Below are 26,966 nucleotides of genomic sequence, written 5' to 3'. Positions count from 1 at the left end.
TTTCAAATTGCAAAGTTCAAGTTTATAGAATTATGGAACAGGATGTTGCAACGCCTCATGGTCAAGGATCGTCGTATGGCCCGCACTCAAGCTTTGGCGCAACCGAGCTATGAGGAATTGGCGTCGACATTAAGTGCGATGCCGGACTTGATGTTTGAACTAGACGAAGAGGGGCGACACTGGGACGCCAGAATACTCCGCCCTGAGTTGTTAGTCGCGCCTGCAGAACAATTGATTGGCCATACGGTGACTGAAGTGATGCCAGAGCAAGCCGCTAAAATAGTGATGCGGGCATTACAGGAAGCAAAAGTTAACGGCTATTCACACGGCAGCCATATTCACTTGTCTACGCCTGTTGGCGAGCGTTGGTTTGAAGTCTCTATCGCCCGTAAGATTGTGACTGCAAGCGATAATCATGCTGAAACACGTTTTATCGTGTTATCTCGGGATATCAATGATCGTAAGTTGGAGTATCTTGAAGCCGAGAAGCTGGCGTATCATGATCAATTAACCGAATTACCAAATCGCCATGTTCTCCAACATGGGTTGATGGAGCAACTCCATGCTGGGCAGCTGTTTGGTAGTTACAGCGCAATCTTGTTTTTGGACCTTGACGATTTTAAAAAAGTAAATGACTTGCATGGTCACCATGTGGGGGATCAGTTACTCAAGGCGGTTGCTCAGCGTTTGAGTGCTAGCGTACGTGAGGATGATGTGGTGATCCGTTGGGGAGGTGATGAGTTTGTGATTTTAATTACTCATTTATCTCCACAACAGCCTCAAGCCGAATCTCATGTGGTTGGGATCTGCCAGCAAATAATCAACAAGGTAGATAAACCATATCTCTTTGAAGGCAATAAACTAAGTTGTCGGATTAGTATCGGTGTCAGTCTGTTTAATAACGTCGACATCGAGACTGGGATCCAACAGGCAGATTCCGCTATGTATCAAGCCAAGCAATCTGACAGTGTGCGCTATGCTTTCCACGACAAGCCAATTAAGGATGTGGGAACCTAGATAAATTCATCTGACAATAACGACAACCATAATACACTTCGCGACTTTTCAGCAGTTTGAGTTAGAGAATGAAAGTCGGGTTTGATTACCTAAGCTCTCATTGTGGTATGCCTAGTGTGTTATGCACAATGGTATCATTCCACGATAAGCCTATTAAAGATGTGAGAACCTAGATAAATTCATCTGACAATAACGACAACCATGATACACTTCGCGACTTTTCAGCAGTTTGAGGTAGAGAATGAAAGTCGGGTTTGATTAACTAAGCCCTCATTGTGCTATGTCTAGTGTGTTATGCAAAATGGTGGAGACTGAGATCCAACAGGCTTATTCCGCTATGCTCCTCGCAATAAGCCTATTAATGGTGCTGGAACCTAGATAAATTCATCTGATAATAACGACAACCATGATACACTTCGCGACTTTTCAGCAGTTTGAGGTAGAGAATGAAAGTCGGGTTTGATTACGGAAGTTCTAATTGTGCGATGGGTGTCATGCAAAATGGTGAAGTGGACTTACTGCATCTCGAGCAAGATAAATATTACCTGCCTTCGACTATGTATGCGATGCACAATGCGTTAATTCCTGCATTTGTTAATCGTCATCTCAATGAGCCAGATCCAGTCTACACGCAGTCTCGCCAAGGGCTGCTAACGGTAGCACAGCAAGCTAAGCGCGATCTTGATTTAGAAGCACATGAAGCGGGCGTCTTTTTTGGTCAAGCGGCAATTTCTGAGTATATCGAATTTCCCGAAGAAGGTTTTTTTGTAAAATCACCCAAGTCCTTCTTTGGGGCGGTTGGACTTAAACCTCAACAAATCGCCTTCTTTGAAGATATCGCTGCGGCGATGATGGTGGAGATTAAGCGTCGTGCTGAGTCGCAGCTGCAACAGTCCATTACCGACACTGTGATTGGTCGACCTGTTAATTTTCAGTCCATCGGTGGAGAGGAAAGCAATCAACAAGCGGTTAATATTCTTACCTCCGCTGCAAAAAGAGCTGGGTTTAAGGAAGTGGATTTTCTCTTCGAACCGCTCGCAGCGGGAATTGAGTACGAAAGCCGTCTTCAACAAGATAAACTTGTGCTGGTGGTTGATATCGGCGGTGGTACTAGCGATTGTTCGTTTGTCCGAATGGGGCCAAGCTATCGCAATAACACACAACGCCAGCAAGACTTTTTAGCGCATACAGGCAAACGTATCGGCGGTAACGACTTAGATATTGCGCTAGCTTATCACCAATTAATGCCGTTATGTGGTCTCGGATCTAACATGAGCTCAGGTTTGCCGATGCCTAGTCAACTCTATTGGCAGGCATGTAAAATCAATGATATTCAGTCTCAACTAGACTTCTACAGCGATAAATTAGCGCGAGAATTGCAAAGCATGTTGCGAGATGTCGCTGAGCCGCAAAAGCTGGCGCGTTTACTTCATATTCAACAGAACAAACTTACCCATCAGGTGGTTCGTGAAGGTGAACTCGGCAAGATTGCACTCTCTGAGCAAGCAAAGTTTAATGCCGATCTTGGTTTTATTGAACCACAGCTAGCCTCTGAATTTACGCAGCAAGATTTTGCCGAGTCGGTCATGTCGAACTTAGAACAGATGGGCATGCTTGCGAAAGAAGCCATTCATCAAGCGGGCTCAAAACCCGATGTAATTTATCTGACTGGCGGTAGCGCGCAATCACCGTTACTCAAGGCAACGCTTGCACAGCAAATTGGTGATATTGAAATGGTGAACGGGGATAACTTTGGTAGTGTTACTGCAGGCTTGACTAAGTGGGCGGATAAAATATTTAAATAATCGAAGTCAAAATCAAAGAAGCGGTCACAAACCGCTTCCATACTCATCTATTTTATCAATCTAAGCGACTAGCAAGGTACTGCTCATAATCAGGTAAATGCCTTGCGATTGGCTGGTTCATTTTATCGCACGCCATCAGTAAATCTGCCGTTGCTTCATTACAGGCGACGGGAATATTCCAAACAGCAGCGAGTCTCAACAGTGCTTTTACATCCGGATCGTGAGGCTGTGACGCAAGCGGATCCCAAAAGAAAATCAAGACATGAACATCTTGCTCCGCGATTTTGGCACCAATTTGCTGGTCGCCACCCATTGGCCCACTAAATAGTTTGGTGACTTCTAAACCAGTATGCTTTTCTATCAGATTACCCGTTGTGCCCGTGGCGTAAAGCTTGTGCTGCTTAAGGCTATCTAAGTGAGTCTGACACCACTCAAGTAGGGCTGGTTTCATGCCATCGTGTGCAACTAAAGCAATATGCTTTTTTGCTGGTAGTGGCTGTGAACGTTTTTGCATGTGTGCTGCTCCCTGTTTAGAGTAATAAATTGACTGCCAATGCGATAAAAATTAAGCCTGAAATTCGATCAATCCACACCGGCGCTGCTGGATGCTGCCTAAAATAGCCCGCGATTTTATCACCACCGTAGATGTACATGCAGTCGATGGGAAAAGCTAAAATAGGATAAAGTAAGCCAAACATAGCCAGTTGCATCGTTGTCGAGGTCGCCAAGCTACTATCGACAAACTGAGGAATAAATGCAATAAAAAACAGGGCGACTTTGGGATTTAAGACTTCCGTCATCATTGCTTGGAACATCACGCTTTTAGGCTTTTTGGTGCTCACGTGCGGTTTTTCCTCGCAAGCTATCTGCGCTTTTCCAAGCGTTTCTTTGATAGTCATTACACCTAGATAAGCTAAGTAGGCTGCGCCGAGATATTGCACTGTGGTATAGGCGGTCTCTGAGGCTTTTAGGAGTGCCGACAAGCCAACAACGGCAAAGAGTGTGTGGATCACCCCTCCGAGCGCAAAGCCTAATGCGCTTTGCATGCCAGCTACGCGGCCATTAGTAAAGGTCTGCGCCATTAAAAATGCATTAGATGGACCTGGAGCTACGGCAATCACCGTGCTAGCAATTAAAAATGAGAATAAGTATTCAAGGTTTAACATTTTTCTTTTCGTTATTGGTTTTTATATCGTTTTTGTGAATAGCCAACATGCATGAAATTGGTATTATTGTGGTTATTTTATACTTTGAAATTCTAACATTATTATGCAGAGCAACAATATTAGTGGTCTTTTCACCGTGATTAAATCATCTTTTTTGTATTGTGGCTGTTTCCTCTGAGTTGAGCAATTTTTAAAGTTGCTATTGTGTATGGTAGTTAGCCCTGATTTTTACTATAAAAAAGCCAGCTTACGCTGGCTTTGTTCGATAAAACCGCTATGTCTAGCATAGCGATTTATATTCTCTTACTCTTCGTCTTCAACAAGCGTCATCAGTGAAGTGTTACCACCAGAAGCTGTGGTATCGATACTGATGGTTTTCTCAGTCACTAGACGATTGATAAGCGTATCGTAGTACTCTGCACTGATCACCGGCAGGATAGCACCTTTACGCTCTGCAAGTTGCTGTGAGAAGTAACCAAGGCGTGAAGAGCGCGCAGCCACAACAGCACCTGCAAGGTGAGGGTGTGCCAAAATCGCTTGTAGCTGGTTTTGCTTCGCTACTTGGAATACGCCTTCGGCAACGCCAGTTGAGATGAACTTATCTCTAAATGCCAATGCTTCTTCGTAGAATAAGTCAGAGGCTACTGTGATCACTGTGTTACCGGCAGCAAGTGCTGTGATAATTGAAATCGCCCAGAAGTTGAACGACGTACTCTTATCGGCATATACCACTACACAACCACGCGCTTCTAAGTGCAGCGTGTTCGATTCACCAGTTGGTCCTGGTAGCGTTGTGTAAGTACGCATACGCTTTTCTAAGCGGTTTAGCTGAGCACGCGCATCAGAAAGCGTTAATGACAAATCATCCGCCAGCTCATCAATGATGTCTACTGTTGCCACTTTAGCAAGTAGCTGACGCACTGCCGAAACACGGTCATTAAGCGCAGTACGACGCCAGATCTTCTCATCACGCTTAGAGTTTTGCATCAGTTTTTTAACTTGCTCAACGGCACCTGGGAAGTGGTGGATCTCTAGCTCATCAGGCGTCAGATCTGTCATTTGTACGTTGTCTGGTGACGCTTTTTCTTTCACAAGGCGAACTAAGTAGTTTGGACCACCTGCTTTTGGACCTGTACCAGATAGGCCACGACCACCAAATGGCTGTACACCAACGATCGCACCAATCATGTTACGGTTCACGTATACGTTACCCGCACGCGACATCTTAGCTAGGTATTCGCAGCGCTCTTCGATACGTGAATGAACGCCCATCGTTAGACCGTAGCCCGTACCATTGATTTGGTCGATCACATTATCAAGTTGATCTGCTTTGAAGCGTACAACGTGAACTACCGGACCGAATACTTCACGCTTAAGCACGGATAGATCAGAAATCTCATATAGGCGCGGAGCGAAGAAGTAAGCGCCGTTCTCACTGTTATCAGGGATCTTAGCTTCGAATAGTAGCTTACCGTTCGACTTCATGTAATCAACGTGCTTAGTCAAAGTGGTCAGCGCTTTTTCGTCGATTACTGGGCCTACGTCTGTAGATAGTAGCGATGGGTCGCCGATATGTAGCTCTTTAAGTGCACCTTGGATCATTTCAATGATACCGTCAGCAACATCTTCCTGTAAGAACAACACACGAAGTGCTGAACAGCGTTGACCGGCACTTTGGAAACCTGATGAAATAACATCGTCAACCACTTGCTCTGGTAAAGCTGTTGAGTCAACGATCATACAGTTTTGACCACCGGTTTCTGCGATCAGAGGAACCTGAATATCGTTACGCTCAGCAAGAATTTGTGAGATAAGCGTACCTGTCTCTGTTGAACCTGTGAACATAACCGCTTGGATACGCTCGTCAGGCACGATGTGTTTACCCACTTCGCTACCACGTGCGATAACCGGTTGTACTACGTGCTCAGGTAAGCCAACGGTGTGCATTAGTTCGATACAACGCAGTGCAATCATACTGGTTTGTTCAGCTGGCTTTGCAATAACGGTATTACCCGTCACGATAGCAGCAGCTACCTGACCTAAGAAGATTGCAAGCGGGAAGTTCCACGGGCTGATACATAAAATCACGCCACGAGCTTCAAAACGCTCATCTTTAGAAAGCTCTTCTGCACGCGCGGCATAGTAGCGACAGAAGTCAACGGCTTCACGTACTTCATCGATGCTGTCTTGGGTTACTTTACCTGCTTCTTTAATACAGATAGCAACAAGTTCGTCATGGTGACGCTCAAGGATGTCAGCAGTGCGGCGTAGTAAGTTTGCACGCTCTTCAACAGAGGTTTGAGACCAACTTTCAAAAGCCGCATCAGCATTGGCAAGCACGCTTTGCATATGTGCTTCATCGTGTAAAGGCACAGATCCAATCACTTGTTTGTGATTCGCAGGGTTACGAACAGCAAGGTGACCTTCTGGTACTTGGCTTTCATCGATTAGGTGTTCGTTAAACCAGTTGTCTAGGTTTTCTTTAAACGGTGTTAAATCGTTGATGTCTGTTAGGTCTTTACCTTTTGAGTTTGGACGCTCATCGCCATAAAGCTCGATAGGTAGTTTAATCTGCGTATTGTAACGGTTACGTAGGCCTTGCAGTGTTTCTACAGGGTCAGGAAGTAGTGACTCAACAGGCTTAGTGGTATCAACAATCGCGTTTACGAATGATGAGTTTGCACCATTTTCAAGTAGACGGCGTACCAGATAAGCAAGTAGGTCTTCGTGCTGACCAACTGGCGCATACACACGACACTGAATACCCTCGTTTTCAACGATTTGGTCGTAAAGTGATTCACCCATTCCGTGTAAACGTTGGAATTCGAACCCTTTGTTGTCGCCTTTGGCAACTTCTAGGATAGTTGCTGCGGTGTAAGCATTATGCGTTGCAAACTGTGGGAAAAGTGCATCACGTGCTTCTAGTAGCTTAATAGCACACGCTTTATAAGAAACGTCAGTCGTTGCTTTACGGGTGAACACAGGGAAGTGCTCAAGACCATCTTGTTGAGTGGTTTTGATTTCTGTATCCCAGTAAGCACCTTTAACTAGACGCACCATCAGTTTACGGCCTACGCGACGAGCAAGTTCAGCCACCCATTCAACAACGAAAATGGCACGCTTTTGATATGCTTGCACTGCAAGACCAAAACCATTCCAGTCGCCAAGCGCGTCGTCTGAGAATACAGCCTCGATGACATCTAGTGAGATATCCAAACGATCCGCTTCTTCCGCATCAACCGTGAAACCGATATCGTATTCTTTCGCAGCAATTGCAAGTTCTTTTAGCTTAGGTACAAGCTCGTCCATCACGCGGTCGCGATGTGTGAATTCATAGCGTGGGTGAATAGCTGAAAGCTTTACAGATATACCAGGGCTCTTTATTGGGCCACGGCCTTTCGCTGCTTTACCAATTGCGTGAATGGCGTTCATATAGCTTTGGAAGTAGCGCTCTGCATCTTTCATCGTACGTGCGCCTTCACCTAGCATGTCGTACGAATATACATAACCTTTTTGTTCTTTATCAGCGGCACGATCGATAGCATCTTGAATGGTTTCACCCATTACAAACTGCTTACCCATGATCTTCATTGCATAGTTAACAGATTTACGGATAACTGGCTCACCAAGGCGACCAATTGTGCGTTTTAGCACGCCAAATTGTTCTTCTTTATTCTTGTCTGAATAATTAACCATTTTACCAGTAACGAGTAGACCCCAGCTTGAAGCGTTAACAAATAACGAGTCGCTGCTGCCTAAGTGTGAACTCCAGTCGCCTTGTGCGAGCTTGTCACGGATTAGGCTTTCTTGCGTTGCTTTGTCTGGTACACGAAGTAAAGCTTCGGCCAAACACATCAGTACCACGCCTTCTTCGGTAGAAAGAGAGAATTCATTTAAAAGCGCGTCGACACCGTTTTGACCATCTTGATCTCTACGAATGTTCAATACCATTTGACGTGCACGTTCCCATGCTCGGCTTCGAGCTGTAACGCCTACCTCAGCTAAAGGTAAAATATGATCAATTACTGCGTTCTCATCGATGCGGTAAAAATCACGGATCTTTTGTCGGATAGGACAGTTAGTTGTCAAATCGCCGTTATAAAGCATAAGCAACCCTCAAAAATTGGAGTCAAAAATACATGTAATTCGCGCCTGCCTATGGAATCACACACCTTAATGTGTAGATTACAAAACTACATCTGAACTGATGCCAAACTATGCAACCAAAGGTTGAAAGTGTAGTTTAATTTGTATAGGAAGCCTCAATTACGACAAAATGATGCAGTCACATTGCTAACCATAACACACCCATTTGGGGGTTCAAATTTTAGCCAGAATGCATAATCTAAATGTTCGAACAAAGTTGCGTTAAAGGCTGAAACAAGCCGCTTTGTTCTTTATCGTTAATTTCGCGGGCATTCTATCGAAAAGACAGCAGAATATGCTGTTTTATTTTCAACGAATACGGTAAATTTGCGGGTAATCTCAAACCCTCACAAAATTTTATGCTGATATGACGACTTCCATTAAAACTCGGGTATTAGATCGCATCGACTTAGCAATCTTAGACGCGCTTCAGCGCAATGCTCGGATCTCTAATGTAAACTTGGCGAAAGAGGTAAACTTGAGTCCGAGTCCTTGCCTCGATCGAGTAAAAAAACTCGAGTCCGAGGGGTATATCGAAGGATATACGGCAAGATTAAATGCCGCGAAACTTGGCCAGCATTTGGTTGCGCATGTGGAGATCACCTTGAAAAGCTCGACCGAAGTGGTATTTGAGGTGTTTAAACAGCACATTGTAAAAATCCCCAACGTCGTTTCTTGTGATATGGTAGCTGGTGGCTTTGATTATTTAGTTAAGATCCGAGTCCAAGATATGCGTCAATATCGAGAGGTATTAGGTCAAATCGTTGAAATACCTGGAGTTGGCACAAATCATACCTATATGGTGATAGAACACGTCAAAGAAGACATGGGTGTAGAAGTGCTGAACTATCAGTAACTGTTGACCCAGTTTAAGGAATAATAGATGCAAAAAGTGGTACTTATCACCGGTGCGAGCCGTGGGATTGGTGCGGCAACGGCTCAACTGCTGGGACAACAAGGATTTACTGTTGTTATAAATTACAAGCAGAACGTGCAAGCCGCAGAAACGGTTGCTGATACCATCCTAAGTAATAATGGTAAAGCGCATTTGTTACAAGCAGATGTCACAGACGAAAAATCTGTAGAGGCAATGTTTGACAAGATAAAGACCGATATTGGCATGGTAACGCATTTGGTCAACAACGCTGGCGTGCTGAACGTGCAGACTCGAGTTGAACACATGACCGCAGCGCGCATCAACAATATGCTTACTAATAATGTTACGCCGTATTTTATTTGTGCTCGCGAAGCAATTAAACATATGCGTTTGAGTGCCAATCCAGCACAGTGCGCAATGGTGAATGTATCGTCGGCAGCTTCTTATTTAGGTGGGGCTAATGAGTATGTTGACTATGCGGCTGCAAAAGGTGCAATAGACAGCTTCACTAAAGGTTTATCTCTGGAATTAGCCGCTGAACAGATCCGCGTGAACTGCGTGAGACCGGGCTGTATTTATACCGATATTCACGGCGACGGTGGCGAACCAAACCGAGTTGATCGTCTAGCCGATTTTTTACCGCTGAAGCGAGGTGGAACCGCGATTGAGGTTGCCAATGCCATCGCTTGGCTTTTAAGTGACGAAGCAAGCTTTGTTACAGGAACTTTTATTGATTTAGCTGGAGGGAAATAGCAATTTATGAAAAATAAAATTGTTTATGTCTCAGGAACATTTGATTTATTTCACAGTAATCATTTAAAAATGATTAGTTATGGCCGAGGTTTAGGAGACACGTTGATCGTTGGTGTAAGTACCGATGAACTTGTTTGTTCTTATAAAAAGCCACCGGCAGTGCCATTTGAAGAGCGTTTGGCGATTATCGAAGGGTTAAGAGACCCAGATCTTGCTATTCCACAACGTACTTTAGATCATCGTGAAACGGTGAAAAATCTAAATATTGATGTGTTCGTGATTGGCGATGATTGGAAGGGAAAATATGATTATCTGAAAGAGCTTGGGGTTCAGGTATTTTACTTTCCTTATGGTGCTGGCGTTAGCTCTAGTAACTTAAAGCAAAAAATCTACGATCAGTATAAAAAGCTGATTGAGCAAAGCGACAATCATCCAATCCCAGAGCCACAGAAATGAAAGTGTTAATAACGGGCGGACAGGGTGGTCTTGCCGCTTATTTAAGCGATGAACTGAAGCGCTTAGGACATGAAGTGGAAGCGCCATCGCGCGCGCAGCTTGATGTTTCTAAACCAGCTGAAGTTGAGCGTTTTTTTGACGACAAATCTTATGACTGTGTAATCAATGCGGCAGGAACGCTTTACTCAAGTTTAGTGGCAGACTCTGACCCAAGTCTTTGGATCCGTGACATCGAAGTAAACCTAATCGGCACTTATTTAATTTCTCGTGCTGCAATTAAAGCAAACAAAGCGGTGCATTTGATCAATGTGGCGTCGACGGCGGCATTTAACAGTTACAAAGATTGGACGTCTTATTGTGCGGCGAAAGCGGGCGTGGTGACTCTATCTAAAGGTCTTCACAAGGACGGCTACAAAATAGCGGTACTGTGCCCCGGGGCAATAGATACTAAACTGCGCGATGGTCTTACTATCAATAATCCCAATGTGATGAGCATACCACAAGGCGCCGCGCCAATCTTAGAGGCTGTAACTACACCACAGCACATCGGTAAGCTGTTTTTTTATCGCCTGAACGAAAGTCGTAGCGAGTCGCTTGATTAGACTGTTTTGCTAATATTCATTGGCATAATGCACTAGAGCTACGTTCTCAATACGATTGCGCAAGGTCGGTGCAAGCAGTTTGTAATAGTATGTGGTGGCATGGAAGTCACCGCGCTCATCACTGACAAAATGAGGGATTTGCCCAGCCACTTTAAAGCCCAAGCTCTGATATAAGATTTCTGCGTCCGAATCCGATTGTGTGTCAAGGACGAGTAACGATATCTGCTGCCGTGTAGATTCTTGCTCTATGGCTTGCATCAGCTTTGTTGCTACGCCTTTTCGTCGGCTATTCGGATGAACTAATAGCTTTTCAACTTCAGCCCGGTGCTGAGCATTATCTTTTGTTGCCGGCGAGAGTTGCACACAACCTGCCATTACGCCATTAAGTTCAGCGATAATAAGCGTCTTTTGCGACTTGATCACAGCATCGAATACCTGCCACCAGTAGTTTTGTATTGCTCTGCTAGAGGAAGAGGGCAAAAAGCCGATAGAGGCGCCAAGATTAATACAGGCTTGCGTCAGCGCACTGAGCTGTTTTACCCAAAGCTGACAATCTAAGCGATTGTATTTCAAGCTAGGCGCCTGAATAATGCGAAGCTGCATAGCGGTATTAGACAAATTGTTCATGCAGTTCCTTATTTATCCGAGCCAGACTTTGCTCAAGCCTTGCCTTTTCATGCATTAATTTCTGCCATCGAGTTTGCTGTTTCTCTTGGGAGCGTCGCAGTGCTTCGTAAAGTGCTCGCTGCGGCACATGATAGGCTTTTGCGGCTTGTGATGGGGTGAGCATATCGTTCATTACTGCGTGTACTGCAGTTTCTAGTTTGCCAAGTGTCATTGCGCTTCCTCCTTACCATCTACAGGGGTTGTTGCTGTATCGTGCACAGGCCAGATACTCACATCCAAATGCCAAAGTAAGTACATCGTTTGATATAAAGTGTACATAATTACGCTCCTTTCATCCGTCGTGTCGTTTAATAAGGAAAAACTGTGCCAGAAATTAAAACTATTTAATATCAATAGGATGCGGTTTGTGTTGGTCTGTAAGTACGTTCACATTGCACTGCTTTAGTGAGGTGAGTGCAGCATTTGCACCGAATTGAACAGAATTAGCGCGAGAGTGCTTAAAAGTTAATTTGGATCAAATTAAAGTGAATAAAGTAAATAAAATGTTTATTTTTAATATTTGGATAGTAGGCTTTGTGCGACTTTATTGAAGGAGCATTTTTTCATGTCTGAATTATCCAGAACGCAAGATATTACAGACCCTGAGGGGTTACAGTTCCAAATTCAAATCGACGACATTGCGGTTAACGCATGCGACGGTGAAACCGTGTTGTCTGTTTTGCTTGCGGCGAACTACAAGCAAATTATGGAAAGCGATCGAGAAGCCGTATCTGGTGCTTATTGTGGTATGGGCGTTTGTCATTGTTGTCAGGTAACGATAAACAAGCAACATAAACAAAAGGCTTGCCAAACCTTAGTACAACCCAACATGCAGGTTGAAACTAAACAAAATCGTTTCAAGCAGGTTGGAGTATAGTGTGATGTCTAATTGTCAAAAAGAAAAAATCGTTATTGTTGGTGCAGGGCCTGCTGGCGTTAGCTGTGCAGCTGAGCTGGCTAAATATGGCATTACTAGCACCTTAGTGGATGAAGCACCAAAAATTGGTGGGGTGATCTATCGCGGGCCACTTCGACAAGCAAGTAAGCTTCCTCATTTAGATGAAAATCTTAAACGTGCGATGGCTGCACTAAAGGTACGCTACGAACATCATAAACAAGATATAACACTACAACTACAAACCAAAGTGCTTGGGCCCGAGGGCGAAAGCGGTTTGCTGTTGCAAACACAAAATCAGTTAACACAAATAGATTACACCAAGTTGGTTCTGGCAACTGGCTGTCATGAGCGCAGTGTGCCATTTGAAGGATGGCAGTTACCTGGTGTGATGTTAATGGGCGGGATGCAACTTCAGCTTAAAAGTGGGTTAGTTCGACCAGGGAAAAAAGTGGCTTTAGTCGGAACTGGACCATTATTGCCACTGGTTGCTTGCCAGTTACATAAATCCGGTGCACAAGTAGTTGGCGTATATGAAGCGAGTCGCTTTAGTGAACTGGCGAAAGAGACCGTGGCGCTGCTCAATAAACCTAAGCTTACGCTTTCGGGATTGAGTATGTTGGCGTATCTCAAAAAGCATAATATTCCGTTCAAGTATGGTTATGGCATTGTGAAAGCAGAAGGCCAAGAAAAACTCTCCAGTGTTACCGTAGCGCCTTACGATGAGCACTGGCATGCGGACTTGTCAAAAGCACAGCATTTAGCCGTGGATAGTCTAGGGGTCGGCTATGGTTTTGTTGCCCGCACCCAGCTTGCCATGCTACTTGGGGTTTCTCATCAGTACACCACCACGAATGGTTATGTGCCTTTATTAGATGACAATTTACGCAGTAGCTTAAATTCAATTTTTGTCTGTGGTGATACCAATGGTTTGCTAGGCGCAGAAGCGGCTATCATTGAAGGGAAAATGGCCGCAACCATGCTTGCCTATGAACAAGCCTGTTTAAGCGAAACGACCTTCCACACGCGGATGCGCAAGCTCAAAACTAAGCGTAAGCAAGCACAGAAGTTTAGAGCAGGATTTGACCGCTTCTCGGCGCGCCGAGAGGGGCTGCTTGCGTTAACCCAGGCAGATACCGTGGTGTGTCGCTGCGAACAAGTAAAGCGCCAGCAACTCGATTTAGCATTGCAACAAGGTGCAAAAGATTTATCTAGCGTAAAAATGAGGACCCGTATTGGCATGGGAGACTGCCAAGGAAAAATGTGTTCTAGCTATGCGTTAGACCGACTGCATGCGGCAGGGCACTTAGATACGCTGGGCGTGATAAGGCCAAGATTCCCACTTGACCCAATTCCGTTTACTTTACTGGAGAAAAACCATGAAGCAGTATGATGTCATTATCGCAGGTGGCGGTGTAATTGGTGCGGCTTGTGCCTATTTTTTAAGCCGCGATACCAACCTAAAAATCGCGTTAGTGGATTTAAAAAAGCCGGGTAACGCGTCTCGTGCATCTGCGGGTGGATTATGGGCAATTGGTGAGTCGGTCGGACTTGGCTGTGGTGTGATCTTCTTCAAAACCTTGTCGAAGCTCCAAAGTGAAGGAGATACCGAAGCTGCACAAACATTACGGCCGCATCAATTACCAGAATGCTTTTTTGAACTTGCGCTCAAGTCAAACGAGTTATATCCAGCACTGCATGAAGAAATGCTGGCCAGGCACGATGTCGACTTTAAGTTTGAACGTACCGGTCTTAAATTCATTATGTACAATCGCGATGATGAAATATATGCAGATAGCATAGTGTCAGGGATCCCTAATTTGTCTTCGCAGATCCGATGGTTAGACCAACAGCAATTACGTGCAGAGGAGCCTTACATCACTCCTGATGCGATTGGTGCAATAGATTTTATTTGCGACCATCAGGTAAACCCATACAGGTTAGTTGATGCGTATACCGAAGGAGCACGTCAAAATGGTGTTGAGTTATTTTTGAATACCGAAGTGCTAGAGGTACTGCGTGAAGGCAATAAGGTGCTAGGTGTGAGGACGCAAGATCAAAGCCTGCATTGTGAGACCTTAATTAATGCCGCTGGTGCCTGGGCGGATGACATTTACCATCAGGCGACAGGTAAACATATGCCAGTATATCCTGTTAAGGGTCAAATAGTGCTATCTGAGCGCATGCCTAAAGTATTAAATGGTTGTATCAGTACCAGTGATTGCTACATTGCCCAAAAGGACAACGGCGAGATTTTAGTTGGCTCTTCAACGGAGGAAAAAGGCTTCGATACCACCAACAGTCTAGATAAAATAACCGAGTTGTCACAAGGTGCTATGAAGTGTTTGCCAGTGCTAAAAGAGTCAAGTATTAAACGTTGCTGGGCAGGACTTAGACCTGGTACACCGGATGAGCTGCCAATTTTGGGCCCCGTTGATGGAGTGGAGGGTTACATTAATGCGTGTGGACACTTTAGGACGGGGATTTTAATGTCGGCCATTACTGGCACGCTTATTACTGAACTCATGACAGGCAAACCTACCTCTGTTGATTTAGCTCCATTTCTCGTTGAAAGGTTCGAATAAGCGTTTGATTCTGCTGCCTTAATGGGATATATCTAGTTGCTGTGAATATTCCATTAAGGCAAGATAGACGGTGCAATTACGCAAGCCTAAAAAAACTAAACCGAGGTGATACCCTTGCGATTGTATCACCTAGCTGAGGTGGCCCAGATACATTTCCTCACATCTTTGAGCAAGGGTTAGTAAACCTGCGTTCGCTTGGTTTTAATATTGTTGAAATAATGTGCTAAGCTCAAACTGTCACCTAAGTTAACTCGAACTTGTTAAATTAACATATATATGTATCGTTAGAATATCTAATTGACAGTCTGAGTTGTTTTTTAAGTTAGTCTGAACTTTACAAGGTGATAAATATAAATAGTGAAGTATTCCACTATTTATATTTGTCTCGGTGTTTGCACAAGAATGCTAGTAAAACCCCAGTAATAAATCCTGATATATGTGCAGTATTGCTAATCGAATGTGATAGTAGTGCGCTTAAAGCGGTGCTCATAAATAAAAAGTTAACTATTGATATGTGCAGGTTTCCAGTTTTTATATTTTTGTTTTTATATGAGTTAATGGTGATGTAACCAAGTAATGCATATATTCCTGCAGAAATTCCGCCATATGCGTTAGCAGAGGTGAGACCAAAAAAATACAAAAAATATGCAGATATAGCTCCAGTGATACAACCTGAAATAAAAACAAATAACCCTGTTCTTCTCACTAATGCTATAAATAATGGACCTGATAACAATGCGAAAGCAAGATTACTAAACCAGTGGGTTAATCCAGAGTGAAAGAATGATGCTGTGATAATTCGCCACCACTCACCTGCCATAATTAACTTATAAATCCCACCATATCGATACGCTGCTTCTTCAAACCCACCTGCTAAGTAGTTTATAAATACTTGAATTAATCCTATGGCTAAGCATATAAAAAACCATTTTTCAGCATGTTTTTTATACCTGTGTGATAGGTTAGAGATAAACACATTTCTATCAGTTAGGCTCTGCAGATTATTTGAAATTGTGATGTAGTCAATTGTTAAGTATAGCGTTACTATTAGTCCTGATAAGGTAAGGTTTAGTAGTTTTTCATTTTTTGTATATGTGAATAAAAGTAATGAGACTAATGTGGCGAATATTGAGTATATGATGATGAACTGAGATTTTTTCTTGTTAAATTTAAATGCGCTTTTCTTAAAGCCATCAACAAGCATAACCGGTTTAAAATCTTGACTGTATGGTAAAGCTATAAAAAGTGGTGAGAGTATATGCCATTTAGAAATAGCTCTGTTTACGTTTGACTCACCTGAAAATATCTTACCACTTCCAACTTTAGCTCTAACTTCCTCTATAGATGCAGTCTTTTCCATCTTACCTCGCTTTATTAAGTGATAAGTTGCAACAAGGCTTAACATGTAGCCTTGTTGCTTATCCTAACTAAAAAAATTAAGAAACGAAATACAAGGCTGCTGCAATTGGTATAGCAAATCCAAGTGTAGCAGGGTTACTTATTTTTAATCATTATTGTCATGCTTATCTCTTGCTAATGAAAGGCAAGGCCACATCTGTTTATTTAGTTCCGTTTCGAGATGAAAGCTTGAGTGAGTATTTGATTTTGTAGTCTTAATTGGATATATCTAGTCGCTAATGAATATTCCATTAAGGCAGGATAGACGGTGCAATTACGCAAGCCTAAAAAACTAAACCGAGGTGATACCCTTGCGATTGTATCACCTAGCTGGGGTGGCCCAGGTATATTTCCCCACATTTTTGATCAAGGGCTGGCAAACTTGCGTTCGCTTGGTTTTAATATTGTCGAAATGCCGTCGGCTCGAACGGCCGCAGACGTACTCTTTTCACAGCCGCAATTACGTGCAAAAGATATTAATGATGCCTTTGCCGATCCGAATATAGCCGGGATAATTTCTTCTATTGGTGGTTCAGATTCCGCGCGGATCCTACCTTATTTAGATAAATCCGTTATCTTGAATAACCCTAAGTTTATGATGGGCTATTCTGATTTTTCCACGCTGACCACACTGCTGAACCAATGGGGATTAGTCACTTTTAACGGCCCATCAGTCATGGCCGGTTTCTCCCAGTACCACAATGCTAGTGCTGAATATCAAGCCTATTTAGTGCAGGCGCTGCTAGGTGAAGTCCATTATCCAATATTCAAAGCTTATTCTCATGGCTATCCGGAGTGGGCAATACCAGAAAACGTCGGTAAGCTGCATCCCGCAATTGCGACAAATGGTCCAAAAGTACTGCAAGGTACTGGGCAAGTGGAAGGGCGGCTATTTGGCGGCTGTTTTGAAGTGATGGAGATGCTAAAAGGCACAGAATACTGGCCATCGCCGTCATTTTGGCAAGACAAATTGCTATTTTTAGAAACCTCTGAGGATAAACCTAGTCAAGATTATATTCGCTTTTGGTTACGTAACTATGGGGTGATGGGGGTGTTTGAAAAAATATCCGGCTTAATGATTGGCCGTGCACGGGATTACAGCGAGCGCGAGATGGCTGCGCTTGATGAGGTGATTTTATCGGTTGTACGTGATGAGTTTGGCTGTGACAGTTTACCCGTAATAACTCGGCTTGATTTCGGCCATACCGATCCGCAGTGGATTTTGCCGTTAGGAATACAGCACCGCTTGGATCTGGACAACTTCAGTCTAGATGCGATAGAGCCGGTATTTGATTTGTTGTAAACAAAGACAAAACTAGTGACCCCCATCACTATTAATATCCAAGCCGAGGAAGTGAAGTAACATTTAAGGTAAACACCCTCCCTAATTTCCTCTTTGTAACAGCAGCGACAAGGTTCAAATTGTTGACCCCAATGGTTTGGCGAAGTGTTTAGGCGGAAACCCACCTAAACTTACACTGAATATGTATTGATTGTATGAATGTTATGTGGTTATATACCGTCTTTTTTTAAGGAACATATCATGGGTCAATTACGCTCATTTTGTTACTTGGTTCTGCTATTCCTGTTAACAGCGTGTGGCGGCGGAAGTGATGCTGGCAACAATGATAGCAGCAAAGGTAACAGCCAAGTACCACAAACAGCGATCTCATTCGCTGAAACTTCAATCCAAATATTGGTAGACGAGATTCCATCCGTTAATAAGATATCAGGAAGCTCAGGTACTGGAGCAATAACGTTTTCATCGTCAGACTCATCAATAGTAGAAGTTGTGAACCCTCAAACAGGGCAAATAAAAGGTGTTGGAGCAGGAAGTGCAACCATTACTGTATCCAAAAGTGCTGATGCTCAGTACCAGTCAGCATCTGCAAGTTATTCAGTTGAAGTTAACAAACGTGAGCAAGAGCCACTACTTTTTGATGCAGGTCACGTCGCAAAGTTTGTGAGCGATTCAAACTTTACAAACCCACTCAATGGTGGAAGCGGTGATGGCGCTTTTGTTTTTACATCGAGTAATACAGGTGTTGCAACGGTCAATAGTACCAGTGGGGAAATCCAGATCATCGGTGCAGGCCAAGTAGAAATTTCAGTCACTAAGCATGCAGACCTAAAATTTAAACCTGCATCTGCGAGCTTCGCATTATCTATAAAAAAGCGGGAACAAACACCACTTAAATTTAACTATGAGACCGTCAATGTATTTGTTGATGATTCTCCGGCAATCAATATGTTAATTGGTGGAAGTGGTACAGGCTCAATTAGCTATAGCTCGAGTAATCCAGACGTTGCGACTATTAACCTTACATCCGGAGAAGTAACTTTTGTAGGTAAAGGAACAACAACCATAAAAGCCACCAAATCTGCAGATGGAATATATAATTCAGCAGAAGCATCTTATTCACTGACGCTCAATAAAAGAAATCAAGACGACATTGTTTTTGAACAAGACTCTCTATACATCTATCTAGATGAAACTAAAACCAACCGTTATACAGGAGGCAGCGGAGAAGGGAAGGTTACCTATTCGACATCCAATGCTGAAGTTGTGCTCACCCATACTTTCACGGGCTTACTGACACCCGTGAAAGCAGGCTCAGCTACCATTACCCTGACTAAATCAGGTGATACTTTGTATGAACCTCAAACGGCTCAGTTTACAGTTAATGTAACAAAAAAAGAGCAGGAGCCTCTATCATTCCAATCTAGCTCTTTAGATTTATTAATTGATACACCGATACAGAGCAATCCTTTATCAGGAGGTACAGGCTCAGGTACTATAACTTATCACTCCAGTGACACCTCAGTGGTAGATGTCAATTCAAAAACAGGAAAATTAACATTACTCAAAGACGGTGTTGCAACGATATCCGCAACAAAAGCTTCAGATGCTTTGTACAATGAATCAACGGCTTCCTATGATGTTGATATCAGTTATATATTAGATGAACTCAGTATTGCCATCAGCTTAACAAATGCTGAGCTAACATGGAGTAAACAAAGTCAGCAACTAGAGGTGTACAGAAGTACCGACGCCAACTGTGATATAACCAATTACACTGCATGTGATAATTCGCAGATGAATATTATATCCGCACAAGATGCACTGCCACTTCAAGATGGCTTTATAAATATTCAGCGTTCTAAAGACACACTAGAACACCAAAGTGCCTATATTAAAATTGCCCACGAAGACTATATTTCTAATACCATCCATGTGACACCTTCCTTACCCCCTTTTAAACTTGGGAATGGAGCTCAAATGGTGTCCTTTAAAGGTAAGCTGTGGTTGATGGGAGGTGAATACTACAAAGGTGATGATACCATTTGGCAAACTGGCATTTGGTCTTCTACAGATGGAATAAACTGGCAGCTCGAGGTTGAAAAGGCGCCATTCCAGGGGCGTGCACATTTTGAATTAATTGAATTCAATGAGCAGCTCTATTTAATAGGTGGTGAAAGAGGAGTAGGAACAAGTGGAGCAAAGGTATTTGAGTCAGATGTGTGGCGCTCTGATGATGGTGTCAATTGGACATTAATTCAACCTACTCCAGGAGTCTATATAGGGAAAGTAGCATCAGCAATCGTCTTTCAAGGTAAGCTATGGTTATATGGAGACTCTAACAGTAGTGAAAATAGCACTATATATTCAACCGAAGACGGACTCAACTGGACTATGCAAAACAGTTCTGCAGCATACACGCCTAGATCTAAGCCTACATTATTTGTCCACAATGACCACTTATGGATGTACGGTGGCCAGGTATTGGAAAGTAACAAAGCAAGGGCAGTTAACGAAATTTGGTCTTCAGAAGATGGGGTTAATTGGCGTTTAAGAAATGCAGCCCCCAATATTCCAAATGAATATGCTAAAGCCAGTAAAGTCTTCAATTTTAACGGCAAACTTTGGATGATTAGCGGACAAGCTTATAACGCAAACGACAGCGCCGTAAACGGCAGCGCCGCCTATTCATCTGATAACGGAATAGACTGGACGATTGAAGCAAGTCCAATTATATCTAGGTTTAATACCTATTTAACAGGTGCTAAGTTTGCTGATAAGCTGTGGATATATAGTGGTTGGCAAGATGAGTATATCTGGCACTCCAAAGACGGAAAAGATTGGAGGACCTATGTCGAGCTACCACAACTAGAATGGAGCCCAAGGCAAAAATAACCCTAAGGTGACAATAGCAATTTAACGTGGACACCCACCTCACCTTCAACTTACCCACCTCAACTTGCATGTTGGGGTGGTTTTTCTAAGCTTGAAGTTCTTCAAAATCAAGTTTTGAAGGCAATTTATAAAAGACAGGCACTCATGCGCATCTATTTTCTAAAACTGGACTATCACGCACGATAATGCACTATTTAACGTGGACACCCAGCTCACCTTCATTGAGAGAAAAACTAGAACTCGCAGTCAAAACTAATCCCCTTAACCACACCAGAAGAGCATAACTTCTCGGCGGGTGAACCGCCTCCCACAAAACTATTTAGACTGTGAGGTAGGAGGCTGCGCTGATAGTTTTTGCAATGCTTGCAAGCGGCTTAATCATAAAAATTGTAGAAGACCTCACATACAACTTATTCCCCCTTCATCACACCCGAAAAGCATAAGCTGATATGCAATGTGCCGACAGGATGTCGGCCAAGTCTTGTCTGGCATAGGGATGTGCCTTACAAGGCGGTTGCACTATATCAGCTTAGGGTTTGAGGATTGAGTGTGATGCTGGGGCGATGTTTTCTTGGTTCGCTTGATCGCGTCGTTTAAAAAGAATGAACGAGAAGCGCATGGATGCGCTTTGATATTAAACATGGAGGTTTATGTTGCTAACGACTGGTAGCTCGAAATTTACCGTAAAGTCAGCCCGTCCTCCTGACGGATTTCGACACCCATCCATGCGTTGAAATGACTCATTGGCAATTCACTTTCGGGTGTGATGAGGGAGGAAAACGGTGCTGATAGTTTTGTTTGGTGCTTGCAGGCAAATTTGCTGCTTTGAGAGAAAAACTAGAGCTCGCAGTCAAAACCAATCCCCCCTCCATCACACCCGAAAAGCATAAGCTGATATGCAATGTGCCGACAGGATGTCGGCCAAGTCTTGTCTGGCATCATGGACGTGCCTTACAAGACGGTTGCCCTATATCGGCTTGGGATTTGAGGATTGAGTGTGATGCTGGGGCGACGTTTTCTTGGTTCGTTCTTTTTCGTCGTTTAAAAAGAATGAACGAGAAGCGCATGGATGCGCTTTGATATTAGCCAAGGAGGGTATGCTTGATTATGGCTGCTTTGTAAAATCAAGTAATTAACCTGCTTAATTGCTCAGGCTAGCGGCCTCTGTACGCGTAAAAAATATAATTGCTTCTTAAGGCAAATGTAGGTGTAATGAATACATAATAAGCGCTGAGCAATGCAGGGAAAGCTTACATAACACTAGCTAAACTGATTACACTAGCTAGGAAAGTGAGAGCCTCCAAAAAGCCTATTTTTTCTAAGTAAGCCATAGCATAAACAACACCAATTCTGACACACCTAGCTGCTCAGTCCAACAAGCGATTATGCAACACAAACTGCATGTCGCATAAATACTAAAATGTTATGTTTTCAGAGAAGGAGCCTAAATCACCATGGAAAAAGTTATAGCGGGTGCGCTCATCGCCGTTACGGGTTGGCTTGTAGCACATTTTAGCAAACTGCATTTTGAGAAAAGGTCAGCGCAACTCGCTCGAATTAACGAACAATTAGAAAATCTATATGGGCCACTAATGGCAACATTAACGGCAAGCCATGAAACTTGGGTTTCTTTTACTAAAAAACATTGGCCTAGTCATGGAATGCCAGGGTATTTTGGAAAAGGTGAAGACCAACTTTCAGAAGCTGAATTGCTAAAGTGGAGGACATGGATTGTAAATGTATTCCACCCTCTTAATGAGAGAGTTGAATCAATAATAATCGAAAATATACATCTCATTGAAGGAGATGAAATTCCTGAAGCATTCACGCTGGCGCTATCCCATGTTAGTTCATATCGAGCAGTTATAGCTCAATGGGAAAATCAGGACTTTTCGGAACATGTATCTGTGAATAATTGGCCAACGAAGGGTTTAATGGATTCAGTAAAGCCAGTATTCGATGAATTAACCCGAAAACAGTCAGAATTATTAGGTAAAAAAACATAACAAGCAAAGGCAGCATCGCCAATACGTGGCTGGACACGCTAACGCGCGCCGCTGCTTTGGGCGCTATACGAAAGGGGTTTTATGAAATATTCAATTTTGGTGTCATTAGCAATTGCTTTACTAATGGGGTGTGCTTCAAAACCATTACCTGATAGAGCTAATGCTACCCTACAAGAAACAGCAAATCCAACATATCCAGCTTATGCTGCTCGCAATAGAATCGAAGGCTATGTTCAAATGAGTTTTGATATCAGTGAAAGTGGAAAGCCTATTAACATTCAGGTACTAAAGTCTGTACCTGAACAAGTCTTTGATAAAGCTGCAATCAAAGCTCTCTCCAATTGGAAATATGCCCCTAAAGTAGAGAATGGCGTTGCCGTTATTCAAAAAGATCTTAAGGTACAATTAGACTTTACATTAGGTTAAATGTATAGCTAACAAGCATGAAAAATAAGTCACACCCATCACTATTAACATCAAAGCTGAGAGAGTGAAGTAAACACTTAATGCGATGTTTCCATCGCTCGCTATTGGTACATATACGACCGTTAGATTTAGCTAAGTTCTACCAATCAAATCTAACATAGCAAGTTAAGGCTTATCCAGATTAGCACTTGCTCAAATTAGCATAAAAAAACCAGCGTACTGACGCTGGTTTTTTGGGTTACTTTTTCTTTTTAACCTTGGCGGCTTTCTTTTTCGCCTTGATTTTCACCGGATCTTTTTTCTTCTTCGGTGCTTTTGCTTCTTTGTGTTTAGGTTCTAAGCCTTTAATTACACGGCGCTTAAGTTTTTGGTCGGTGTAACGCTCAACCTTACCTAAAATTTCAACATCGTGGGCTTCAACCAAAGAAACCGCGGTGCCTTTTTTACCAGCACGGCCTGTACGACCGATGCGGTGTACATAAATATCTGCGGTGCGTGGCATATCAAAGTTAAATACGTGGCTGATATCCGCTACGTCGATACCACGGGCTGCAACATCTGTTGCCACTAAGATATTCGTCTTACCACTGTGAAAACTTGCCATCGCAGCCATGCGTTTGTCTTGTGGCATTTCACCACGCAGCCAAGTGGTTTTAATGCCTTTGGCAAATAGCTCGCCAACGAGTGTTTCTAGGCGCTCACGTGTTTTTACGAAGATAACCGCTTTGGTTACTTCTTCGTCATCAAGCAGTTGTGCGAGCAAATTGACTTTGTGCTCGTAGTTATCTGCAAGGTGAACCCACTGATGAATTTTACCTTTTTCTTTACGTGATGGCGTAGCTTCAAGTAGTGCTGGGTCTTGTAGTATACGTTCAGCAAACTTCTCAACGCTTTCGCCCTCAAGGGTTGCAGAGAACAAAAAGCACTGACGACGGTTAACCGCTTCAGAGCAAATACGTAGCATTTCTTTTCGAAAGCCCATGTCTAGCATGCGATCCGCTTCATCTAAGATCAGTAGCTCAACATTTTCTGCGTGGAAGTTCTCGGTTTCAAGATATTCCATCAAACGACCTGGGGTTGCGATGAGGATATCATTGTTCTTTTCGAAGATTTCTTTGTGACTACCGTAATTAATACCGCCAGTTACCACGCCTATCTTAAGGTTAACACCCGCGGCAAGGAGTTCACATTGCTCGTGTATTTGATAGGCAAGTTCACGCGTTGGCGTCATGATAAGTACGCGGGCAAAGCCTGGCTCTTTGCGAGGGAAATCAAGCAAATACTGAATCGCAGGGATCAAGAATGCAGCGGTTTTACCCGTACCGGTTGGTGCGCTGGCGAGAATATCTCGGCCAATTAGCGCTTCAGGAATAGCCATCTGTTGAATGCTGGTGGGAGTATCGAAACCCATTTTTTTAATCGCACTAATCAGCTTGCTGTCTAAATCAAATTCAGTAAATTGCATATTGCATCACAAATAAAGGACAATAGCGGAATTATACGTTGCTATTGCATTTTCTCAAAGGTATAGGATGTCTCAGTTTGCATTTAAACAGTTTTCGGTGACCCAGCATCATGCGGCAATGAAGGTTTCGACCGATGGTATTTTGCTTGGCGTGTGGGTTCCACTCGTTGAAGCCAAGCGGATTGTTGATGTCGGAACGGGAACTGGGCTTATCGCATTGATGTGTAAACAGCGAAGTCCAATGAGCACAGTCCATGCGGTTGAGATTGATGACGATGCGTTAAAAGATGCAGAGTTTAATATCAAGCACAGCCCGTGGCCTGATATTGAGCTGCATCGCTGTGCAATACAAGAGTTTGATAGCGAGCTACGCTTTGACCTCATGGTATCAAACCCACCTTACTTCAACGCGAGTTTGAAAGGAGAAAATCAAGCGAGAAATAGAGCGCGACATACAGACAGCCTAAGTTTTGATGCCTTGCTTGATGCCTTCGAAAAGTTTACGACGGATGCTGGGCAACTTGCGGTAATTTTACCCTATCAAGAGAGCTTGCTTTTTTGTCAGCTTGCCAAAGCGCGAAATTGGTTTCTTGTTTCAAGCTGTGCGATTAAAACCACCCCGAGTAAATCTTACTCTCGCAGATTGCTACTGATCAGCAAACAAAACATAGCACAACCCAGTCATGAGCAATCGTTGGTGATATACGATGTAGATAACCAATATACGAATGATTTTGTTTCTTTATGTCATGAGTTTTACCTAAAAATGTGATGGATATTTTTTGCTCGTATCGTGATTTATCTTCTACACTTTAGCTGAGAAATAGTCAGAATCATCGTGTCAAAAGTGCAGTCTGATTTACGTGTACTTAGCTGGTTTAATTCGCTTGTGTAGGTGTTCATGAAAAAAGCCGAGATCCCAAATAACGAAGAAAATCGCCTCAAAGCGCTGCGCGAATATAAGGTATTGGATACTGCTGCTGAAGCAAATCTTGATGAAATTACGCAGCTGGTGTCAGAGATCTGTGAAACGCCTATCGCGCTTATTAGCTTGATAGACACAAATCGCCAATGGTTTAAGTCTAAAGTGGGGCTTGAGGTGGATGAAACCCATCGAGATATCTCCTTTTGTTCTCATGCTATTTTGCAAGAAGATGTATTTGAGGTGCAAGACGCCCTAGAAGATGAGCGCTTTTTTGACAATCCACTAGTTACTGGCGGTCCGAAAATCCGTCATTATTCTGGTGCACCGCTGATTAGCTCTGGCGGTTATAAGGTAGGCACTATTTGTGCTATCAGTGATAAGCCTAAAAAACTCACCGATTTGCAAAGGAAAACACTCGCGACCTTGGGTCGTCAGGTAATTCGGCAACTTGAACTGCGCAGAGAAGTAAATGTACTTAAGCTGCTCAATGATTCCAAAGACAATTTCTTATCTGATATCAGCCATGAACTGCACACCCAACTTAATGCCATCATTGGTTTTAATGATGTGGTACTCAACTCAGCTGAAGCTGAAGGGTTTTCTGAATCTACGACAAGCTACCTGCAAAATATAGAAACAGGGGGAAGTAAACTGCTTACTGTCATTGATTCCGTATTAGAGCTTGAGCTTATTGAAGGTGAAAAAGTTCAGTTTGAACCTATTCTTTGTTCATTACCCGATTTACTCAAACAGTCAGTTGCTCGCTTTGCTACTGAGGAAAAACAACACGATATTACGATTACGCACTCTATTGCTGGTGTCTATAAAGGTGAGGCTTTGATGCTCGATAAGGATAAAGTGTCACGCGTTATAGAGACTTTACTCGACACTGCAATTCAGAGCAGCGAGGCTGGGCAAGAGGTGGTGCTCAGAGCATATGTCATTGGTAATGAAATACAGTTTATCGTAAAAGACAGTGGTAAAGGCCTTTCAGCGCTTGAGCAAAGTAATCTGTTTGACCGTTTTAGTATGTTTGAGGGCAGAGGAAACTTAGGGGTTGGGTTAAGCCTATGTGTAACTAAAGCACTTATTGATATTATGGGAGGGCGGATCAGTGTCTCCAGTCAAGAGGGCGAAGGAACTGAGGTGGTGTTTATTATTCCGTGCCGAAGTGAAAGTGGAGTCAAAGTCGCTTCGCCACCAAAAACAGAGCATATCGCCATTTTCTATCATCAAATTGGTGTAATAGAAGACAATCCGCTTAATCAGCTACTGATCACTGCGATACTCGACAAACTGAATTGTAGTTATGATATTTTCGAATCTGCTGAAGCCTATTTTGAAGTGGCAAAAGAAAAACACTTTGACATCATTTTTATGGATGTGAATCTTCCGGGTATGAGTGGTACAGAGGCGGCACATTTAATCAAACAAGAAAATTCAAGGTTACCGATTTTGGCGATAACCGCTGATATTTTCTTAACTCAAGCTCAAAATGAAGTTTTTGATAATGTGATCCATAAGCCGTACAAGCTATCTCAAATTGAGGCCGCATTGAGCCAGTTTTATAAGTAATAACACGG

22 protein-coding genes are annotated in these 26,966 nt (G+C 43.2%); 15 read left to right on the top strand and 7 right to left on the bottom strand.

The window, feature by feature from the left end; translation table 11 throughout:
- Positions 1-75: 75 nt before the first annotated feature.
- Together PNC201_RS13215 and yegD are read left to right on the top strand one after the other, a co-directional pair.
- On the top strand, positions 76-1,017 hold the full coding sequence (locus tag PNC201_RS13215) for a sensor domain-containing diguanylate cyclase (protein WP_233525176.1): 942 nt from the start codon (positions 76-78) through the stop codon (positions 1,015-1,017).
- Between the two features lie 446 nt (positions 1,018-1,463).
- A complete protein-coding gene (gene yegD, locus PNC201_RS13210) occupies positions 1,464-2,822 on the top strand; it encodes a molecular chaperone (RefSeq protein WP_102057322.1) in 1,359 nt (452 codons plus the stop codon).
- 55 nt (positions 2,823-2,877) lie between these two features.
- On the opposite strand, the gene PNC201_RS13205 is transcribed toward yegD, so the two are convergent.
- The 3 genes from PNC201_RS13205 to putA form a co-directional block, all read right to left on the bottom strand.
- Positions 2,878-3,336: a methylglyoxal synthase gene (locus PNC201_RS13205; RefSeq protein WP_102057321.1), complete on the bottom strand. Its 459-nt coding sequence runs from the start codon at positions 3,334-3,336 to the stop codon at positions 2,878-2,880.
- Positions 3,337-3,352: 16 nt separating this feature from the next.
- Complete coding sequence (locus tag PNC201_RS13200) at positions 3,353-3,988, bottom strand: LysE family translocator (protein WP_102057320.1); 636 nt, start codon at positions 3,986-3,988, stop codon at positions 3,353-3,355.
- 303 nt (positions 3,989-4,291) lie between these two features.
- Complete coding sequence (putA, locus tag PNC201_RS13195; protein ID WP_102057319.1) at positions 4,292-8,095, bottom strand: bifunctional proline dehydrogenase/L-glutamate gamma-semialdehyde dehydrogenase PutA; 3,804 nt, start codon at positions 8,093-8,095, stop codon at positions 4,292-4,294.
- 406 nt (positions 8,096-8,501) lie between these two features.
- Between putA and PNC201_RS13190 the strand changes: the two genes are divergently transcribed.
- From PNC201_RS13190 to PNC201_RS13175, 4 genes are read left to right on the top strand one after another with little or no spacing between them, the layout of a single operon-like run.
- Positions 8,502-8,990 carry a winged helix-turn-helix transcriptional regulator gene (locus PNC201_RS13190; RefSeq protein WP_010606176.1) on the top strand — a complete coding sequence of 163 codons (489 nt, stop codon included), beginning with the start codon at positions 8,502-8,504 and terminating at the stop codon, positions 8,988-8,990.
- A gap of 27 nt (positions 8,991-9,017) precedes the next feature.
- Entirely contained in the window at positions 9,018-9,764 is a 747-nt protein-coding gene (locus tag PNC201_RS13185; RefSeq protein WP_102057318.1) for an SDR family oxidoreductase, read from the top strand.
- A gap of 6 nt (positions 9,765-9,770) precedes the next feature.
- Positions 9,771-10,220: an adenylyltransferase/cytidyltransferase family protein gene (locus PNC201_RS13180; RefSeq protein ID WP_010371961.1), complete on the top strand. Its 450-nt coding sequence runs from the start codon at positions 9,771-9,773 to the stop codon at positions 10,218-10,220.
- Positions 10,217-10,822, top strand: a complete 606-nt coding sequence (locus tag PNC201_RS13175) for an SDR family NAD(P)-dependent oxidoreductase (RefSeq protein ID WP_010606178.1) — start codon at positions 10,217-10,219, stop codon at positions 10,820-10,822. Before PNC201_RS13180 ends, PNC201_RS13175 begins: the two co-directional genes overlap by 4 nt.
- A gap of 9 nt (positions 10,823-10,831) precedes the next feature.
- Here the strand turns inward: PNC201_RS13175 and PNC201_RS13170 are convergent, their stop codons facing one another.
- Entirely contained in the window at positions 10,832-11,449 is a 618-nt protein-coding gene (locus PNC201_RS13170; RefSeq protein WP_102057317.1) for a GNAT family N-acetyltransferase, read from the bottom strand.
- Positions 11,433-11,660: a helix-turn-helix domain-containing protein gene (locus PNC201_RS13165; protein ID WP_102057316.1), complete on the bottom strand. Its 228-nt coding sequence runs from the start codon at positions 11,658-11,660 to the stop codon at positions 11,433-11,435. The genes PNC201_RS13170 and PNC201_RS13165 overlap by 17 nt, the downstream gene beginning before the upstream one ends.
- Positions 11,661-12,053: 393 nt before the next feature.
- Here PNC201_RS13165 and PNC201_RS13160 point away from each other — a divergent pair, with 393 nt between their 5' ends.
- From PNC201_RS13160 to PNC201_RS13150, 3 genes are read left to right on the top strand one after another with little or no spacing between them, the layout of a single operon-like run.
- The gene (locus PNC201_RS13160) at positions 12,054-12,365 is read left to right on the top strand and encodes a 2Fe-2S iron-sulfur cluster-binding protein (protein ID WP_010371949.1); all 312 of its coding nucleotides are present in this window, start codon (positions 12,054-12,056) and stop codon (positions 12,363-12,365) included.
- Positions 12,366-12,369: 4 nt separating this feature from the next.
- Positions 12,370-13,776 (top strand): FAD/NAD(P)-dependent oxidoreductase, encoded by a 1,407-nt coding sequence (locus PNC201_RS13155; protein ID WP_102057880.1) that lies wholly within the window; start codon positions 12,370-12,372, stop codon positions 13,774-13,776.
- Positions 13,763-14,968, top strand: coding sequence for an NAD(P)/FAD-dependent oxidoreductase (locus tag PNC201_RS13150; RefSeq protein ID WP_102057315.1), 1,206 nt, complete (start codon positions 13,763-13,765; stop codon positions 14,966-14,968). Before PNC201_RS13155 ends, PNC201_RS13150 begins: the two co-directional genes overlap by 14 nt.
- A gap of 370 nt (positions 14,969-15,338) precedes the next feature.
- Here the strand turns inward: PNC201_RS13150 and PNC201_RS13140 are convergent, their stop codons facing one another.
- Positions 15,339-16,328 carry a rhomboid family intramembrane serine protease gene (locus PNC201_RS13140; RefSeq protein ID WP_158299125.1) on the bottom strand — a complete coding sequence of 330 codons (990 nt, stop codon included), beginning with the start codon at positions 16,326-16,328 and terminating at the stop codon, positions 15,339-15,341.
- A 306-nt stretch (positions 16,329-16,634) separates the two neighbouring features.
- Between PNC201_RS13140 and PNC201_RS13135 the strand changes: the two genes are divergently transcribed.
- The 4 genes from PNC201_RS13135 to PNC201_RS13115 all read left to right on the top strand — a co-directional run bounded on the left by PNC201_RS13135 (position 16,635) and on the right by PNC201_RS13115 (position 22,993).
- Positions 16,635-17,669, top strand: coding sequence for a S66 family peptidase (locus PNC201_RS13135; protein ID WP_010606185.1), 1,035 nt, complete (start codon positions 16,635-16,637; stop codon positions 17,667-17,669).
- Between the two features lie 240 nt (positions 17,670-17,909).
- The gene (locus tag PNC201_RS13130) at positions 17,910-20,561 is read left to right on the top strand and encodes an Ig-like domain-containing protein (RefSeq protein ID WP_102057313.1); all 2,652 of its coding nucleotides are present in this window, start codon (positions 17,910-17,912) and stop codon (positions 20,559-20,561) included.
- A 1,454-nt stretch (positions 20,562-22,015) separates the two neighbouring features.
- On the top strand, positions 22,016-22,567 hold the full coding sequence (locus PNC201_RS13120; protein ID WP_010606187.1) for a hypothetical protein: 552 nt from the start codon (positions 22,016-22,018) through the stop codon (positions 22,565-22,567).
- Positions 22,568-22,648: 81 nt separating this feature from the next.
- Positions 22,649-22,993, top strand: a complete 345-nt coding sequence (locus PNC201_RS13115; protein WP_102057311.1) for an energy transducer TonB — start codon at positions 22,649-22,651, stop codon at positions 22,991-22,993.
- 238 nt (positions 22,994-23,231) lie between these two features.
- On the opposite strand, the gene srmB is transcribed toward PNC201_RS13115, so the two are convergent.
- Entirely contained in the window at positions 23,232-24,458 is a 1,227-nt protein-coding gene (gene srmB / locus PNC201_RS13110) for an ATP-dependent RNA helicase SrmB (RefSeq protein WP_010606189.1), read from the bottom strand.
- A gap of 67 nt (positions 24,459-24,525) precedes the next feature.
- Between srmB and PNC201_RS13105 the strand changes: the two genes are divergently transcribed.
- Both PNC201_RS13105 and PNC201_RS13100 read left to right on the top strand, forming a co-directional pair.
- The gene (locus PNC201_RS13105) at positions 24,526-25,230 is read left to right on the top strand and encodes a tRNA1(Val) (adenine(37)-N6)-methyltransferase (RefSeq protein WP_102057310.1); all 705 of its coding nucleotides are present in this window, start codon (positions 24,526-24,528) and stop codon (positions 25,228-25,230) included.
- Between the two features lie 129 nt (positions 25,231-25,359).
- Complete coding sequence (locus PNC201_RS13100; RefSeq protein WP_102057309.1) at positions 25,360-26,958, top strand: hybrid sensor histidine kinase/response regulator; 1,599 nt, start codon at positions 25,360-25,362, stop codon at positions 26,956-26,958.
- Positions 26,959-26,966 lie beyond the last annotated feature (8 nt).

Source organism: Pseudoalteromonas sp. NC201 (genome assembly GCF_002850255.1).
Classification (GTDB): domain Bacteria; phylum Pseudomonadota; class Gammaproteobacteria; order Enterobacterales; family Alteromonadaceae; genus Pseudoalteromonas.
Note: the sequence above shows the minus strand (reverse complement) of the source record. Positions and strands in the feature narration are given on the sequence as shown.

Excerpts from the sequence above, each read along its gene's own strand:
- PNC201_RS13215 (WP_233525176.1), top strand. The coding sequence starts at position 76 with ATGGCCCGCACTCAAGCTTTGGCGCAACCGAGCTATGAGGAATTGGCG.
- PNC201_RS13170 (WP_102057317.1), bottom strand. The coding sequence starts at position 11,449 with ATGAACAATTTGTCTAATACCGCTATGCAGCTTCGCATTATTCAGGCG.
- PNC201_RS13175 (WP_010606178.1), top strand. The coding sequence starts at position 10,217 with ATGAAAGTGTTAATAACGGGCGGACAGGGTGGTCTTGCCGCTTATTTA.
- PNC201_RS13120 (WP_010606187.1), top strand. The coding sequence starts at position 22,016 with ATGGAAAAAGTTATAGCGGGTGCGCTCATCGCCGTTACGGGTTGGCTT.
- PNC201_RS13165 (WP_102057316.1), bottom strand. The coding sequence starts at position 11,660 with ATGACACTTGGCAAACTAGAAACTGCAGTACACGCAGTAATGAACGAT.
- PNC201_RS13115 (WP_102057311.1), top strand. The coding sequence starts at position 22,649 with ATGAAATATTCAATTTTGGTGTCATTAGCAATTGCTTTACTAATGGGG.
- PNC201_RS13200 (WP_102057320.1), bottom strand. The coding sequence starts at position 3,988 with ATGTTAAACCTTGAATACTTATTCTCATTTTTAATTGCTAGCACGGTG.
- PNC201_RS13190 (WP_010606176.1), top strand. The coding sequence starts at position 8,502 with ATGACGACTTCCATTAAAACTCGGGTATTAGATCGCATCGACTTAGCA.
- PNC201_RS13130 (WP_102057313.1), top strand. The coding sequence starts at position 17,910 with ATGGGTCAATTACGCTCATTTTGTTACTTGGTTCTGCTATTCCTGTTA.
- srmB (WP_010606189.1), bottom strand. The coding sequence starts at position 24,458 with ATGCAATTTACTGAATTTGATTTAGACAGCAAGCTGATTAGTGCGATT.
- PNC201_RS13180 (WP_010371961.1), top strand. The coding sequence starts at position 9,771 with ATGAAAAATAAAATTGTTTATGTCTCAGGAACATTTGATTTATTTCAC.
- PNC201_RS13150 (WP_102057315.1), top strand. The coding sequence starts at position 13,763 with ATGAAGCAGTATGATGTCATTATCGCAGGTGGCGGTGTAATTGGTGCG.
- PNC201_RS13155 (WP_102057880.1), top strand. The coding sequence starts at position 12,370 with ATGTCTAATTGTCAAAAAGAAAAAATCGTTATTGTTGGTGCAGGGCCT.
- putA (WP_102057319.1), bottom strand. The coding sequence starts at position 8,095 with ATGCTTTATAACGGCGATTTGACAACTAACTGTCCTATCCGACAAAAG.
- PNC201_RS13100 (WP_102057309.1), top strand. The coding sequence starts at position 25,360 with ATGAAAAAAGCCGAGATCCCAAATAACGAAGAAAATCGCCTCAAAGCG.
- PNC201_RS13140 (WP_158299125.1), bottom strand. The coding sequence starts at position 16,328 with ATGGAAAAGACTGCATCTATAGAGGAAGTTAGAGCTAAAGTTGGAAGT.
- PNC201_RS13205 (WP_102057321.1), bottom strand. The coding sequence starts at position 3,336 with ATGCAAAAACGTTCACAGCCACTACCAGCAAAAAAGCATATTGCTTTA.
- yegD (WP_102057322.1), top strand. The coding sequence starts at position 1,464 with ATGAAAGTCGGGTTTGATTACGGAAGTTCTAATTGTGCGATGGGTGTC.
- PNC201_RS13160 (WP_010371949.1), top strand. The coding sequence starts at position 12,054 with ATGTCTGAATTATCCAGAACGCAAGATATTACAGACCCTGAGGGGTTA.
- PNC201_RS13185 (WP_102057318.1), top strand. The coding sequence starts at position 9,018 with ATGCAAAAAGTGGTACTTATCACCGGTGCGAGCCGTGGGATTGGTGCG.
- PNC201_RS13105 (WP_102057310.1), top strand. The coding sequence starts at position 24,526 with ATGTCTCAGTTTGCATTTAAACAGTTTTCGGTGACCCAGCATCATGCG.